The 15899-nt window shown below is 34.7% G+C and carries 11 protein-coding genes; 6 read left to right on the top strand and 5 right to left on the bottom strand.

Annotation, left to right across the window (positions count from 1 at the left end; translation table 11 throughout):
* Positions 1-16: 16 nt before the first annotated feature.
* Positions 17-946 (bottom strand): isoaspartyl peptidase/L-asparaginase family protein, encoded by a 930-nt coding sequence (locus HM986_RS06940; RefSeq protein WP_179334307.1) that lies wholly within the window; start codon positions 944-946, stop codon positions 17-19.
* Between the two features lie 200 nt (positions 947-1146).
* On the opposite strand from HM986_RS06940, the gene polA reads away from it, so the two are divergent.
* From polA to HM986_RS06910, 6 genes are all read left to right on the top strand, one after another.
* Entirely contained in the window at positions 1147-3999 is a 2853-nt protein-coding gene (gene polA / locus HM986_RS06935) for a DNA polymerase I (RefSeq protein WP_179334306.1), read from the top strand.
* An 84-nt stretch (positions 4000-4083) separates the two neighbouring features.
* Positions 4084-4416, top strand: a complete 333-nt coding sequence (locus HM986_RS06930; RefSeq protein WP_179334305.1) for a helix-turn-helix domain-containing protein — start codon at positions 4084-4086, stop codon at positions 4414-4416.
* The gene (locus HM986_RS06925; RefSeq protein WP_179334304.1) at positions 4409-5479 is read left to right on the top strand and encodes a DNA cytosine methyltransferase; all 1071 of its coding nucleotides are present in this window, start codon (positions 4409-4411) and stop codon (positions 5477-5479) included. The genes HM986_RS06930 and HM986_RS06925 overlap by 8 nt, the downstream gene beginning before the upstream one ends.
* Positions 5469-6743: a DNA cytosine methyltransferase gene (locus tag HM986_RS06920; protein WP_179334303.1), complete on the top strand. Its 1275-nt coding sequence runs from the start codon at positions 5469-5471 to the stop codon at positions 6741-6743. The genes HM986_RS06925 and HM986_RS06920 overlap by 11 nt, the downstream gene beginning before the upstream one ends.
* Positions 6730-7668, top strand: a complete 939-nt coding sequence (locus tag HM986_RS06915) for a restriction endonuclease PLD domain-containing protein (protein ID WP_179334302.1) — start codon at positions 6730-6732, stop codon at positions 7666-7668. The genes HM986_RS06920 and HM986_RS06915 overlap by 14 nt, the downstream gene beginning before the upstream one ends.
* A 34-nt stretch (positions 7669-7702) precedes the next feature.
* Positions 7703-9484: a DUF262 domain-containing protein gene (locus HM986_RS06910; protein ID WP_262890552.1), complete on the top strand. Its 1782-nt coding sequence runs from the start codon at positions 7703-7705 to the stop codon at positions 9482-9484.
* Positions 9485-10119: 635 nt separating this feature from the next.
* Here HM986_RS06910 and HM986_RS06905 read toward each other — a convergent pair.
* The 4 genes from HM986_RS06905 to HM986_RS06890 form a co-directional block, all read right to left on the bottom strand.
* On the bottom strand, positions 10120-10485 hold the full coding sequence (locus HM986_RS06905) for an endonuclease domain-containing protein (protein WP_179334300.1): 366 nt from the start codon (positions 10483-10485) through the stop codon (positions 10120-10122).
* 261 nt (positions 10486-10746) lie between these two features.
* Positions 10747-11673, bottom strand: a complete 927-nt coding sequence (locus HM986_RS06900) for a T9SS type A sorting domain-containing protein (RefSeq protein WP_179334299.1) — start codon at positions 11671-11673, stop codon at positions 10747-10749.
* Positions 11674-12014: 341 nt separating this feature from the next.
* Positions 12015-13988: a YgiQ family radical SAM protein gene (locus HM986_RS06895; protein ID WP_179334298.1), complete on the bottom strand. Its 1974-nt coding sequence runs from the start codon at positions 13986-13988 to the stop codon at positions 12015-12017.
* A 208-nt stretch (positions 13989-14196) separates the two neighbouring features.
* Positions 14197-15828, bottom strand: coding sequence for an ABC-F family ATP-binding cassette domain-containing protein (locus HM986_RS06890; RefSeq protein WP_179334297.1), 1632 nt, complete (start codon positions 15826-15828; stop codon positions 14197-14199).
* Between the last annotated feature and the right edge of the window lie 71 nt (positions 15829-15899).

Raw genomic sequence — 15899 nt, 5'->3', positions numbered from 1 at the left:
TCTAAACAACTTCCAACTAACCATAAATAGCAACTTCATTAACACCATTCGACGATTTCTGTCCACGATACATCCCTTCCGTATTAAAAGGCATCGCAATATTCCCTTTCGCATCAACAGCAATTAAACCACCATCACCACCAATGTCTAGAATTCTTTTATTGATGACTTCGTTTGAAGCGTCTTCTACTGACATGCCTTTGTGCTCCATTAAACAAGCCACATCATAAGCCACAACCCCTTTAATAAAAAACTCACCGCTTCCGGTGCAACTGATGGCGCAAGTTTTGTTGTTGGCATAATTCCCAGCTCCTATCATTGGAGAATCTCCTACACGTCCCCATTTTTTATTCGTCATACCGCCAGTTGAGGTTGCTGCTGCGATGTTACCATCTTTATCGCAAGCTACCGCACCAACGGTTCCGAATTTAGAGTCTTTTTTTGTAGAATGATCTAACTGAAAACTGTCGGTATCTTTAATTTCTAACCATTGTTTGTGTCGAAACTCATCATAGAAATAAGATGCATCTTCCAACTTATAATTAAGTTCTTTAGCAAACTGCATGGCTCCATCTCCGGCTAAGAATACATGTTCGCTTTTTTCCATCACATCACGAGCCAAAGACACCGGGTTTTTAATTCCTGTAATTAAGCTCACGCCTCCTGCATTCAGGGTTTTACCATCCATGATACTCGCATCCATTTCATGCGTTTCGGTAGCTGTAAACACAGAGCCTTTTCCGGCATTGAATAAATGTGAATTTTCTAATAATTTTACAGCTTCTTCAACAGCCTCAATTGCAGACTTTCCGTGGTCTAATAGTTTATAACCTTCATTTAAAGCCGACTGTAATGCCGATTTATACTGTGCTTCTAATTCTGGAGTCATCATCCCTTTCACTAAAGTTCCTGCTCCTCCGTGAATGGCTATTGAGAATGTTTTCATGGGTATCATTTAAGTTTGGAAAATTACAAATTGCTTTTTAAATAAACGCTTTAGTTTTTGTAATTTGCAGGCTATTGTTTTACTTAAGCTAAGCAATTGTATTCCATTGTCATTTCGAGCGCAGTCGAAAACTTAAAACCTAGTGTTTTAATGAACTTTCGACAGCATTCAAGGTGACATTAATTTTCAAATTGAAAAACATGTCAGACCAAAAACGCCTATTTCTCGTCGATGCTTACGCCCTTATTTTTCGTGGCTACTACGCTTTTATAAAAAACCCAAGAATAAATTCTAAAGGAGAAGACACCTCAGCCATCATGGGTTTTATGAATTCCCTATTAGATGTCATTAAGCGTGAACGCCCAGATCATTTAGCCGTTTGTTTTGATAAAGGTGGAAGTGCAGACCGCGTGGAAATGTTCGAGGCCTACAAAGCTAACAGAGACGAAACACCTGAAGGCATAAAAACAGCTATTCCATACATTTGTAGTATTCTAGAAGCCATGCACATTCCTATCATGGTGAAAGAAGGCTATGAAGCCGATGATGTTATTGGAACGCTAGCTAAAAAAGCGGAAAAAGAAGGCTACAAAACCTTTATGGTGACTCCAGATAAGGATTTTGCGCAATTGGTTTCTGAAAACATATTTATGTACCGACCTGTTTTTGGAGGTGGTTATGAAACTTGGGGTATCCCAGAAGTTCAAAAGAAATTTGAAGTTACCGATCCACTACAAGTCATTGACTTTTTAGGGATGATGGGAGATGCCTCTGATAATATTCCTGGATTACCAGGTGTTGGTGAAAAAACAGCCAAGAAGTTTTTAGCGGCTTATGGCAGCATGGAAAACCTTTTTGCAAATTCACATGAGCTCAAAGGCAAAATGAAAGAGAAGATTGAAGCCAATCAAGAACTCGGGCTATTATCTAAAAAATTAGCCACCATTATGCTCGATGTTCCGGTGGATTTTAATGCCGAGGATTTTGAAATGTCAGAACCTGATATTCCAAAAGTGACCGAAATTTTTCAAGAGTTAGAATTTAGACGTCTCATTGATAATTTTAATAAAACCTTTGCTGCTGAAGCCATGCAGTCCGCCGGAACTTCTACTCCAACTTCAGATAAAAAGGAAGCACCGAAAACCACTCCTACGGAAGAAAAATCAGCAGGAGCTGGTCAATTCTCTTTATTTGGAGGTGGCGAACCATCAACCACTGAAACTATTTCAGAAAATACTAGAAAAACCTCAGCAACCTATTCTCATTTTTACCAAAGCGTTGCGCCTGGTATGGCAACCAAATTGTTTCTCAAAAATCTAATGAGTCAAACGTCTGTGTGCTTTGACACCGAAACCACAGGCTTAAATCCATTAACCGCAGAATTGGTTGGGATTGCATTTTCTTGGGAAGTCGGTAAAGGGTTTTACATACCTTTTCCAGAAGATAAAACAGAAGCACAAGAACTGATTGAAATACTAAGACCATTTTTTGAAAGCGAAACCATCGAGAAAATTGGTCAGAATTTAAAATACGATATCAAAGTATTAGCCAAATACAATGTTGAGGTAAAAGGCAAATTATTCGATACCATGTTAGCGCATTATTTAATTAATGCAGACATGCGTCACAACATGGATGTTCTTGCTGAAACGTATTTGAACTACACTCCAATTTCTATTACCGAATTGATTGGTAAAAAAGGAAAGAACCAGTTATCTATGCGCGATGTGCCCTTAGAAAAACTCACCGAATACGCCGTTGAAGATGCCGATATCACCTTACAACTAAAAGAACATTTCACTACCGAATTAGGCGAAGCCAATACCCAAAAATTATTCGATGAGATTGAAATTCCGCTTTTGCGTGTGTTAGCGGCTATGGAATTAGAAGGTATCAATCTCGATACAAAATTTTTAGATTCCTTATCCGAAGCACTAAATAATGACATTGCAACGCTTGAACAAGAAATCTATGCCACGGCAGGTGAAGAATTCAATATTGCATCTCCAAAACAGTTAGGTATTGTATTGTTTGAAAAAATGAAACTGGTAGATAAACCAAAGAAAACCAAAACCGGACAGTATAAAACAGGTGAAGATATCTTATCCTATTTAGCAAAAGACCATGAGATTATTCAGAAGATTTTAGACTTTAGAGGCCTTTCAAAATTAAAAAGTACCTACGTAGATGCCTTGCCTTTACAAGTAGAACCGTCTACAGGTCGCGTGCATACCGATTACATGCAAACCGTTGCAGCAACAGGGCGTTTAAGTAGTAACAATCCTAATTTACAGAATATCCCAATTCGTACCGAACGTGGTCGCCAAGTCCGTAAAGCCTTTGTACCAAGAAACGAAGAGTACACCTTACTGGCTGCCGATTATTCGCAAATAGAATTACGAATCATTGCCGCTTTAAGTGAAGAAGAAACCATGATTGAAGCCTTTAAAAACGGCGAAGATATTCATGCCTCAACCGCATCCAAAGTATTTGGTGTGCCACTGGAAGAAGTGACCAGAGAACAACGTAGCAATGCCAAAACCGTGAATTTCGGAATCATCTATGGCGTGTCTGCCTTTGGCTTAAGTAACCAAACCGATTTATCGCGTGGTGAAGCCAAAGAACTCATTGACACCTATTACGAAACCTATCCAAAATTAAAAGCCTACATGAGTAAGCAAGTTGATTTTGCAAGAGATCATGGCTATGTTTCTACCGTTTTGGGTCGTCGTCGGTATTTAAAAGACATCAACTCGCGTAACGCTGTGGTTAGAGGTGCTGCTGAACGAAATGCCGTTAACGCACCCATACAAGGAAGTGCTGCCGATATCATTAAAATCGCCATGATTAATATTTTCAACAAGCTTGAAGCTGGCAATTATAAATCGAAGATGCTCTTACAAGTGCATGATGAATTGGTCTTTGACATCTACAAACCAGAACTCGAAGAACTCACCACATTAATTAAAACCGAAATGGAAAGTGCGTTTAAATTGGATGTACCGCTTGATGTTGAGGTGGATACTGGGCTGAATTGGTTGGAGGCGCATTAGAATTCTTTCAAAAGTTGACCCTAAATTCGCAAATTATAATTACATTTGCTAAAAATAGGTCAACTTGACTTTAAAATAAATACAATGGCAGGTTTCGGACAATTTATTAAGAACGAACGAGAAAAACGAGATTGGACACAAACTGAATTTGGTAATCAAATTGGTATAAATACCAGTGCAATTTGCCGAATTGAAAATGGAACACAGAAGTTCAGTATTTCAAAACTCGAAAGGCTTTCTAAAATCTTGAAAATTGACAATCAGAAAGTTAATGACTTGTTTTTTGCTGACAAATTTGCAAAAGAAGCTTTAAAATACAAATGCTCTGAATCAGTTTTTTCAGTTGCAGAAAACAATGCCACTTATTTCAGAAATACTAACGTAAAACAAGCAAAATTAAATTTTGAAAATGAATAGAAAATTAACCGCAATCGACTTATTCTCTGGATGCGGAGGATTCTCTTATGGATTCCAGCAAGCTGGATTCCACGTTATTTTAGGTGTAGATAATACAGAAATAGCTTTAAAAACATTTGAACAAAACCATAACGATTCTAAAACACTTCTTTTAGACTTGCACGAAGACGACTCAATAGATAAAATTGTAGAATCAAAGGGAGAACATAAAGTAGATGTTATAATCGCTGGACCACCTTGTCAAGGTTTCTCTTTGACTGGAGCAAGGAATGAAAATGACGAAAGAAATACGCTTTTTAATGCTGTATTCAAACTTGCTAAAAGAGTAAATCCAAAAGCTATAATTATTGAAAATGTTCCAGGACTACTCAATCTATACAAAGGAAAAGCAAAAAAAGAGATTATTGAATTGTGCGAAGAAATGGGATATAACTGTAATCCTAAACTTTTATATGCACCAGACTACGGAGTTCCACAGATAAGAAAACGAGTGTTTTTTGTAGCACTAAAAAAAGAATTAGGAGTTTTTGAATTTCCAGAAAAAACTCATAAACCAGAAGAATATATTGGTTGTAAAGATGCAATTGGAGACTTGCCAAATTTAGTCAGCGATTTAGGGAATGAAGAATTATCGTACGACAAAAAAGCTTCTAGTCAATATCAGAAAACAATGCGAAATGGAAACAAAGTTTTAAAAAACCATCTTGGAACACAACATACTGAACACGTTATAAATGTTATTTCACAAGTTCCCGAAGGCGGAAATCATAAAGATTTGCCACCAGGAGTTGGAGATTCTAGAAAATTTAATGAAGCTTGGACTAGATATCACAGTAAAAGACCATCTAAAACTATAGATACAGGTCATAGAAATCACTTTCATTATAAATGGAATAGAGTTCCTAGCGTTAGAGAAAATGCGAGATTACAATCCTTTCCAGACGAGTTTGTTTTTTTAGGTAATAAAACTCAACAATACAGACAAGTTGGAAATGCTGTTCCACCATTACTAGGAAAAGTTCTTGGTACTCACTTAATAAACTATTTGAAAGATGAAAATTAACGTAATTGACTTATTCGCTGGTTGTGGTGGATTAACAGACGGATTTCTTCAAACAGAAAAGTACAATACTTTAGCTGCTGTCGACTGGGAATTTCCAACTGTTCAAACTCTTAAAAAGAGATTGAACATAAAATGGAATTATGATTTAGACCGCAATAATATATTACATTTCGATATTCAAAGAACAGAAGAATTAATCAATGGTTTTGATGATTCAAAATTTGGAAAAAGTGAAGGACTTGATAAAATCGTTGGAGACAAAAATGTAGACCTAATTGTTGGAGGTCCACCTTGTCAAGCATATTCAATGGCTGGAAGAGTTAGAGATGAAAATGGCATGCAAGACGATTATCGTAATTTCTTATTTGAGAGTTATGTAAAAATGGTTAACCACTTTCAACCTAAAGCATTTGTTTTTGAAAATGTAGAAGGGATTCTTTCTGCAAAACCAGGCGGAATATCTATTGTCAAAAGAGTTAGAAAAGCTTTTGAGGAAATCGGTTATGAAATAACTGAAAACTTAAGAGAAAATGCTTTGTTTGACACATCATACTATAATGTTCCTCAAAAAAGAAAAAGAGTCATCATTTTTGGTGTGGAAAAAAGCGAAAATAGTACAAAACAAGTTCGTAGATTTTATTCACTTATGAAGGAAAAGGCAAGTTCAGAACCTATGAATTCTAAAGTTGCTTTCGAAAATTTACCTAAAATATATCCTTCAAAATTAAATCCAAAACATTCGCATTCAGTAAAATTAAATGGTGTGGCTTTACCAAATAACCACGAACCAAGAATGCACAGTGAAAGAGATATAGAAATCTTTAAAATGCTAACAGAAGATATTTTGAGTGGAACTGAAAAATACACTTCGAGTAAAGCTCTAATTCAATTATATAAAGAAAAAACTGGTAAAGATTCTAAATTTCATAAATACCACGTTATACGAGAAGATAAACCAAGCAATACAATTCCTGCTCATTTATATAAAGATGGTTTAAGACATATTCATCCAGACCCAAACCAAGCTCGAACAATTACAGTAAGAGAAGCTGCTAGAATACAAACTTTTGATGATGATTTTGAATTTTTAGGTTCAAGAGGAGATCAATATAAAATGATTGGAAATGCTGTTCCGCCTCAATTTTCAAAAGTAATTGCAGAAACTGTATGCGAAATATTTGAAACTGTTGACAAAACGTTTAGAATGAAAAATGGTCTTTTTGAAGAATTAAACGAACCTAAACTAAAATATGCTACACTATAAAAATCTAAACAAACTGTTCTTTGAATCAGTTCCACAACAAGCAACTGATTTTATTGCATTAAGTGGTTTTTTGGGTCCAGACCCAATCAAAAAATTGGGAGAACTACCTTTTAAGAGTACAATAATTTACGGTCTTCAAAAAGAAAATCGAAAATTTCTATTACACCAACAACTTGTTGGACTTCATAACGAAAACAGAAAAATTTTCTATCCAGATATTGCTTGTCACTCAAAATGTTATTTGTGGCTTAATGGCAATACACCAATCAAAGGGTTAATTGGTTCGGCAAATTTTTCTTCAAATGGCTTATTTAACGACTATCGAGAAACCTTACTAGAAGTTGATGAAAATCAACTTTACGTAATGAAAGGATATATTGAGATAATATTAAATTCAGCACGAGAATGTAATACTGTAGAAATAAAAGAATCTGAAAAAGTTGAGGAAACTTATGACAAAGCTGTTTGTGAAATGATTCTTTATGACCCTAGAACTGGTCAAACTCACAATGGACACGGTTTGAATTGGGGATTTGCAGATGCTAATGTTAGACCAAATGATGCTAACATTCCAATCAGAATGGAGCACATAAGAAAATATCCAAAATTATTTCCTATACTTCAACCTGACCCTGAAAGTAGAAAAGGAACACTTAAGGAAGTAATTGAATTTGTTTGGGATGATGGAGTAATTATGCAAGGTAGATTGGAAGGTTCTCAACCGTTACCTAATAGCGATATAAAATTACCAAAACAAATAGCTTCATTTCCTCATAAAGACGAATTGGGTATTTACATACGTGAAAGATTAAATATTCCATTAGGACAAAGAGTATTGCGTGAGGATTTAGTAAAATATGGTAGAGACACTATCTCTGTATCGATTATCGAGGAAGGAGTTTACTATTTAGATTTTTCTGTTTAATTAAAATTCACCAAAAAATATCGTAATTAAAATTATGAGCAGCTCAAGACCAACAAAATCAATAGAAGAATTAATAACAATGTACGATAATGGAAAACTTCTTCTTCCTGAATTCCAAAGAGATTTCAAATGGCCATTGGAAAAATCAGAAACTTTATTCGACTCTATTTTTAAAGACTTGTTTATTGGTTCTTTAATTCTTTCAAAACCTCAATTTGATTTAGCTTGTAAAAAATTAGACTTACGAGAAAGAGGCTCTAAAAAAAGAAGACCAATTCCTAAAAAGTATACTGAACAAGAATTTGAAGTAGATGATATCTATACAATTTTAGATGGACAACAAAGAGCTACTTCAATATATAGAACTCTTAAAGGTCCAGATGTTGTTAATTTATTGTTTAAAGATATAGACACACTATTATCTGACGAATATTATGACTATGAAAATAAAAAAATAAAAGTAGGGTATGACGAGTATGTTGATGGCTTTGACTCAAGCAAACCTGATGAAAAGACTTTATTTATTAGTTTAAAAGATTTGTACGAAGCTAGAAGCAATAGAGAAGCGCCTTTTCTTGATGAATACATTAATCCAATTCTTGATACTTTTTCTCTAGATAACGAGAAAAAAGAAGTTCTACGTGATTTTGCAATTCAACTTAAATCTGATTTTAATTCTTCCATTCTAAAACAAAAGACATTGATTTCTGTTCAATTGTTAGATATGAGTATTGAGAAATTCTGCTTGTATTTTGAACGTAGTAATTCACAAGGACTTACACTTTCTTTTACAGACATAATTACAGCGAAAGTATATACCGAATTTAATTTAAGAAGTGAAATTGACAAAGCAATAAAAGAACACACTTTCTTCAATGAGAAGCTAGTAGATTCTACTGTTAGATATATCAACTATGTAGCTAATGATGCAGTTACTAAAAAATCTATCTTAAAAGATTTAAACGGTTCAGATTTCAATGATTACTGGAAAGACACCGTGAAGGATTTATCTACTATTCAAGGTTGGTTAATTGAAAATAAATGGTTGTTTGACATTGATAAAATCCCTTATAAAACAATGCTTTTACCTATTTTATCTTTTTATCAAAATTTAAAACATAAAGAGTTTTCTCAAGCAAGTCAGAAACAACTTGACTTACTTAAATTCTGGTTTTACGGTTCTATTTTAGATACGAGATATGGAGGGGCAAGACACGGTTCAACAAATGTCGTAATAAAAGAAGATTGCGATATAATGAAAAATTTGGCACGGAATAAATTTCCAAATAAAACATATTGGCAAAAAATCAGAATTGATTATTCTTTCGATGAATTTAAAAAAATAGACAGTAAATCAAATGCCAAATTTTTAGCATTGAACTACTATATGTGGCATAAAACACCTTTTAAAAACTTAAACAATAATGCGGACGTTAGTTTCAACGAAAAAGTTGATGTTCATCACATCTTCCCTTCAGATTATATAGAAACTAAATTTGGTAAAGATTCTACAGAGTTTGATTTTTCGGATACTATTCTGAATAAAGTGAGAATTAACAAAATAGAAAACATCAAAATTAGTAATAAACCACCAAAAATGTACTTGGGAGAAATAAAAGCTAAAAACCGTAATCTAAAACAATCTTTAAATACGCATTATATTGGGAATGCTGACAAACTAATTAATGGAGGATATGATTTAGATTATTTTAATTTTTTACAAAATAGATTCGATGCAATTGAACCACTTTTATTGGAATTAAAAAGTGCTAGTGAGAAATTAAGTTCTGGCAATTCAGATGACATTTGGATATAACTAAATCATTGACAACCTCATCTAATACTTAAACTTATTCTTTTAATTATTAAAGTGTAATGCATTCATTAAAACTGTTTTAAATATCAATTCTATTTCACACACCTAATGTCTGCTCAAGGAACAATCCATAACGAGGACGTATAGGCAAAAATTAAATATCTAAGACTTTCATAGAGCTTGTATCATTAAAACAGTAAATTTAATACAAATCAAACCAAGGGTTCACCCATAGTAACTTCGGGTCTTAAGCGGGTCATAAGCGGGTTATCCTCGGGTATATACCGACCTATTCTAAGCTAAAAGGCCAAGAACAAATACTATAAAACTTCAATTAGAATAAAGCAAACACCTAAGAACTATCGGCGCTTTTTCTAGTTGTATTTCTTTCCCTCAAATCGCACCTTATGTTCTGGTTTTCGCTGATTAAAAGGCAACAACATCATTAAAACTGTTTTAAATAGCAACCTTATTTCACACCCCTAAGGTCCCCTCAAGGGGACATTTGATTAAGGAAAATAGAATATTCATAGGATATCAGATTGGGTAATGGTAAAATCAATTTTAATTTTTAAAACTTTTGCTTGTTGGTTAGGATTGTCCCCTCGAGGGGACTTTAGGGGTGTTTTCCCAACTTACCCAACCAATTCCCTAACCGTCTCTTCTATAACCAACAACACACTAAACATATTCTTTTTAACCTCCTCATTAGAAAACCTTAAAAAAGTAACATCATAAGCCTCTAGTTCACTTTGCCGTTTGGTATCATATATAAAACGATGCTCATGGCTATCCCCATCAATTTCAATAACCAAACCTATTTCATGGCAATAAAAATCTACAATGTAATTTAGCATTGGTACTTGCCTATGAAACTGAACACCATAAGCACGCTGTTTTATATGTTGCCATAATAAGACTTCAGGTAATGTGCTATTTTTTCTGAGTTGTCTAGCGCGTTCTTTTAACTCTGGGTTGTATGGTATTATTTTGTTTTTCATTGTACTAATTTATCACTCATCTTTTCCACACCCCCTCAAGTCTCCGCAAGCTCAAGGGGACATTTGATAAAGGAAAATATAATATTCTTAGGGTTTATAAATTGGGTATTGGGAAAATAAATTTAATTATTTATGTTTCTCGGTTAGGATTGTCCCCTAAAGGATTATTGAGATGAAAGAATTCTTTCTTCAAAAATACCAAACAAAAAAAAGCCTCAATTATAAAAGAATCAAGGCCATTTAAATAAGATTTACGTATCGCTATTTTTTCAAAAGCTTATCTGTATGGGTCTTACCATCTACTGTTACAACATTCAACATATAAACGCCTGCAGCAAGACTACTAACATCTAATACATCTGCAGAAGTACGTTCCATTAATTGCTGTCCATTCAAATTATAAATAGACAACTGTAAAATCTGTTCGTTCTGAATGCCTGTAATTTTTAATTCATCAGCAACCGGATTTGGATAAATGCGAAACGCTGAAGCATCTGCAAAATCATCAACACCTAAGGTGCCGCTCTCAAAACTAAAATTATCGTAATAAGCATCACCGCCATAATTGTTATGCAACATATTAAAACCTACAATATCAACAGACGTAAAATTGCTACGCGTATGTGCTAATACATCATTTAAGTAATACTTAAGTTCAGTTGCCGTTACTTCAATTTTAATATTTACCCAGGTATTTGGAGTCCATGTCGCATCCTCGATATAAGCAGCTGTATAATTAATATTATCAATCGTATAAATTAACCCTTGATATTCCATAGCAATACCTGCTACAGGAACAAAATTATCATCAGCATCAATACCAAAAAGTGTCATTTCAAAATCTGCTCCATTACTTTCGGTTACCATAACATCGTAAGAGAATGTAAAATCCTCAAATGATTTTGGAGTATCAAAACTTTTTACAGCACCAAAAATTGGTAACCATTGAGGTTCAAAACCAGACTCATAAGAATTTTTAAAAGCATAAGCACCATCTGAAGATTGCTCATTAGAAATAACCTGATTCTGAAGAAAAGCGTCATCGCTATCTTCTGTAACTTCCCAACCATTTTGATTGTTTAGTGTTCCTAAAGTATAAGACTCACTGGTTTCAAAGGAAATTGTTTCCTGACTAAAGACACCTCCTGTAAGTAATAACATGAAGGCAATTGTGTAGTTTTTTATCATTTTTATTTATTGTTTAGAGCAATAAAATTAATATAATCACAACAGAAACACGAAATAATTAACACTTCAAAAAACCCAAACTTAGTAGTTAATTGAGTTTCTGACACCTATCCTTTCTTAGTATTTAAGAACGCTAATATAATTTCACAGTAGTAAAGACTGAGTAATTGATTTTAGGCATATCACCATTTAGGTTCACCCATAGCATCCCCGTATCTCACCCGTATCTTATCCGTATCTAAAGCGGGTTATCCTCGGGTATAAGCGGACATATCCTGAGCTAAAAGACCAAGAACAAAAACTTTTAAAACATTCATTCGATTAAAGCAAACACCCTAGAACTAACGGCGCTTCTTTTTATGGCGTTTCTTCCCTTTAAATCTCACCTTATCTTCGGCTTTACGCTGATTAAAAGGTACAGCATCATTAAACGTATTTTTAGCATCCCCTTTCGGTTTGTTTTTACGCCACTTTTCTGTTTTCTCTGGAAGTAGAACGCTTAATAAATCCTCACGGCCTAATTTGTTTAAGGTCTTTTTAATCCACGCTTTATTTTCATCCTTGTACCAGAAGAAAAAACGGTGTTGTTCGTCCTTTTCCTTTTTAGTAATAGGCGTGTTGACTTTCTTTAAAGTGTAAGGATGGTAACCACTATAATAAATAACCGTAGCAACCGTCATTGGTGTTGGTGTAAAACCTTGTACTTGCTCTAACTGGAAACCCATATCTTTAGTTTCAGCAGCTAGATTAGCCATATCTTCCACTTCACAAGCCGGATGATTCGATATAAAATAAGGGATCAATTGAAGCTTTAAACCCTTCTTAATATTAATCTTATCAAAACGTTCCTTAAACTTATGGAAGTATTTAAACGACGGTTTACGCATCAATTTCAATACAGGATCACTTGTATGCTCTGGTGCTACTTTCAATCGGCCAGAGACGTGCTTCGTCATGACCTCTTCCGTGTAATCATCTAACTCTTTAGGATCGGCATTTTTATTAAATTCTGGCACCAACATATCATGTCTAATCCCCGAACCGATAAATGATTTCTTTACTTTTGGATGCTTATCTACCGCTTGGTATAATTCCGTTAACGGTTTGTGAGAGGTATCTAAATTACTACAAATCACTGGCGAAATACAACTCGGCGCCACACACTTGTCGCAAATAGATTGCACTTTCCCTTTCATCTGATACATATTGGCACTTGGTCCACCAATATCAGACAAATACCCTTTAAAATCAGGCATATTAGCCACTGTATCTACTTCTTTTAAAATAGACTCTTGACTACGAGACGCAATAAATTTCCCTTGGTGTGCCGAAATGGTACAAAAGCTACACCCACCAAAACACCCACGGTGAATATTGATGGAAAACTTAATCATTTCAAACGCAGGGATCGGTCCTCGTTTATTATATTTAGGATGTGGTAATCGGGTATAAGGATAATCGAAAGACGCATCAATTTCGGCTTCCGTCATGGTTGGATACGGCGGATTAATCATCAAGGTCTTATCCCCTATTTTCTGAAAAATTCGTCTTGCAGCCAACTTATTAGATTCCTGCTCAATCACCTTAAAATTAGAAGCGTATTTCTTCTTGTCTTTTAAACAAACTTCATGCGAAGAGATTTCAATATCTTCCCAATTACTATTCTTCGGTATTTTTTCATCTTCTTTTAAAAGCACTGCCGTTTGTAAAACCGTATTTATGCTATTAAAAGGCACGCCTCTTTCTAGTAAACGTACCACTTCACGCAAAGGTTGCTCACCCATGCCGTACACCAACATGTCTGCTTTAGACGTTTCTAAAATAGAAGGCATTAGCTTATCACTCCAAAAATCGTAATGTGTAACACGACGTAATGATGCTTCAATACCACCAATTAAAACCGGTGTATCTGGCCATTTTTCTTTTAAAATATTAGTATAAACGCTTGTTGCATAATCGGGTCTAAACCCAATATCTCCATTAGGCGTATATGCATCCTTATCTCTACGTTTTTTATTTGCGTTATAATTGCTAATCATAGGATCCATACAGCCACCTGTAACACCAAAAAACAGTTTTGGTTTCCCCATTTTCACAAAATCCTGAAGATTATCTTTCACATTAGGTTGCGGCACAATAGCGACGCGTAACCCAAAACTCTCTAACATACGTCCTATAACCGCAGGACCAAATGTTGGATGATCTACATAAGCATCTCCGCTAAACAGAATAACATCGAGTGCTTCCCATCCGCGAATTTTCACCTCTTTGTTTGTGGTAGGTAACCAATCTGAAAGTTGTAATTCGTTCTTCACGTTGCAAAAGTAGTTAAAATATTGCCGCTTAGGCAGTACAAAAAGTTAAGGTATTTTATTTGGGCGTTACCCAGCGGTCGTGCTCTCGGCAGTCGCTTTTTTGTATTGCATAAGTGCAACAATACAAAAAGAGCTTCAACAAATGCCTCCATCACTAACGCGGGCGCATCTGCTAAGACCTATGTTTTAGTCTAAAATTCTGTTGAATTTATAAGTTAAGCGCTTTTATACTTTCAATTTTATTACGCTCTAAATAGGCGTCAATTGTTTCAAAATGCTCAATAACACGTTTTTCTTTAAACTCAAAGACTTTTTTAGATAAGCCTTGTAGAAAATCACGATCGTGAGAAACTAAAATTAAAGTCCCATCAAAATTCTGAAGTGCTTCCTTTAAAACATCTTTAGATTTTAAATCTAAGTGATTTGTAGGCTCATCGAGAATTAATAAGTTCACAGGTTCTAATAATAACTTCACCATAGCTAATCTGGTTTTTTCACCACCAGAAAGTACACTTACTTTTTTATCAATATCATCGCCCTTAAACATAAAACCACCCAAGATACTTTTAATCTGAGTTCTTACATCGCCTTTAGCTACATCATCAACCGTCTGAAAAATAGTTAAATCTTCATCTAACAAAGCCGCTTGGTTCTGCGCAAAATAGCCAACTTTCACATTATGACCTAAACTACAAGTTCCATCTACATCAATCTCTCCTAGGATAGCTTTAATCATCGTCGACTTTCCTTCACCATTTCGACCTACAAAACAGACTTTCTCACCTCTAGCGATAGACATATTAGCATCATTAAACACTATATGATTATCATAAGATTTAGAAACCTCTTTAACCGTTACCGGGTAATCACCAGAACGCTGCGTTGCTGGGAAACGTAATTTTAATGCCGACGTATCTACATCATCAATCTCAATAATCTGTAATTTTTCAAGCATACGCTCACGAGACGTCACTTGGTTGGTTTTAGAATACGTGCCTTTAAAACGCTCAATAAACTGCATGTTATCAGCAATAAATTTTTGCTGTTCTTGGTACGCTTTTACTTGATGTATGCGTCTGTCTTCTCGTAATTGAAGGTAATGTGTATAGTTTGCTTTATAATCATAAATACGCCCCATCGTCACTTCAATAGTCCGATTGGTAATGTTATCTACAAACGCTCTATCGTGAGAAATAACCACAACGGCATCAGCTTTATTCAGTAAAAAATCCTCTAACCAAATCACCGATTCTATATCAATATGATTGGTAGGCTCATCTAATAAAATTAAATCTGGTTTTTGCAATAAAATCTTAGCCAGTTCAATTCGCATACGGAAACCACCAGAAAACTCACTGGTAAGTCTTGTAAAATCTTCCTGTTTAAATCCTAAACCTTTTAAGGCTTTTTCTACTTCAGCATCATAATTTACATCTTCTAAAGCGTAATACTTCTCCCCTAAATCAGACACACGCTCAATAATTTTCATGTACTCCTCAGACTCGTAATCGGTTCTAGTTTCCAATTGCTTGTTAAGACCTTCCATTTCGTCACGCATTTCATACACATGCTTAAATGCTTTAGAAGCTTCATCAAAAACCGTAGTATCATCTTCCGTTAATAAATGCTGTGGCAAATAAGCAATAACAGCATCTTTAGGACATCTCACATTACCACGCGTAGCACTTTGCACACCAGCAATAATTTTCATCATGGTAGACTTACCCGCTCCATTTTTACCCATTAAGGCAATCTTATCATTGGCATTAATAGTAAACGACACATCACTAAAAAGCGTGTGTCCACTAAATTCTACCGCTAAATTATCTACTGAAATCATGTTCTGAATTTTGAATTTGCAAAACTACTAAATGGTTTGTCATTATTTTTAAATGTGCACAAAATTATATC

The sequence above is a fragment of the Winogradskyella costae genome (assembly GCF_013403865.1).
Classification (GTDB): Bacteria; Bacteroidota; Bacteroidia; order Flavobacteriales; family Flavobacteriaceae; genus Winogradskyella; species Winogradskyella costae.
The sequence above is the reverse complement of the archived record's forward strand: the minus strand, read 5'-3'. Positions and strand labels throughout refer to the sequence as shown.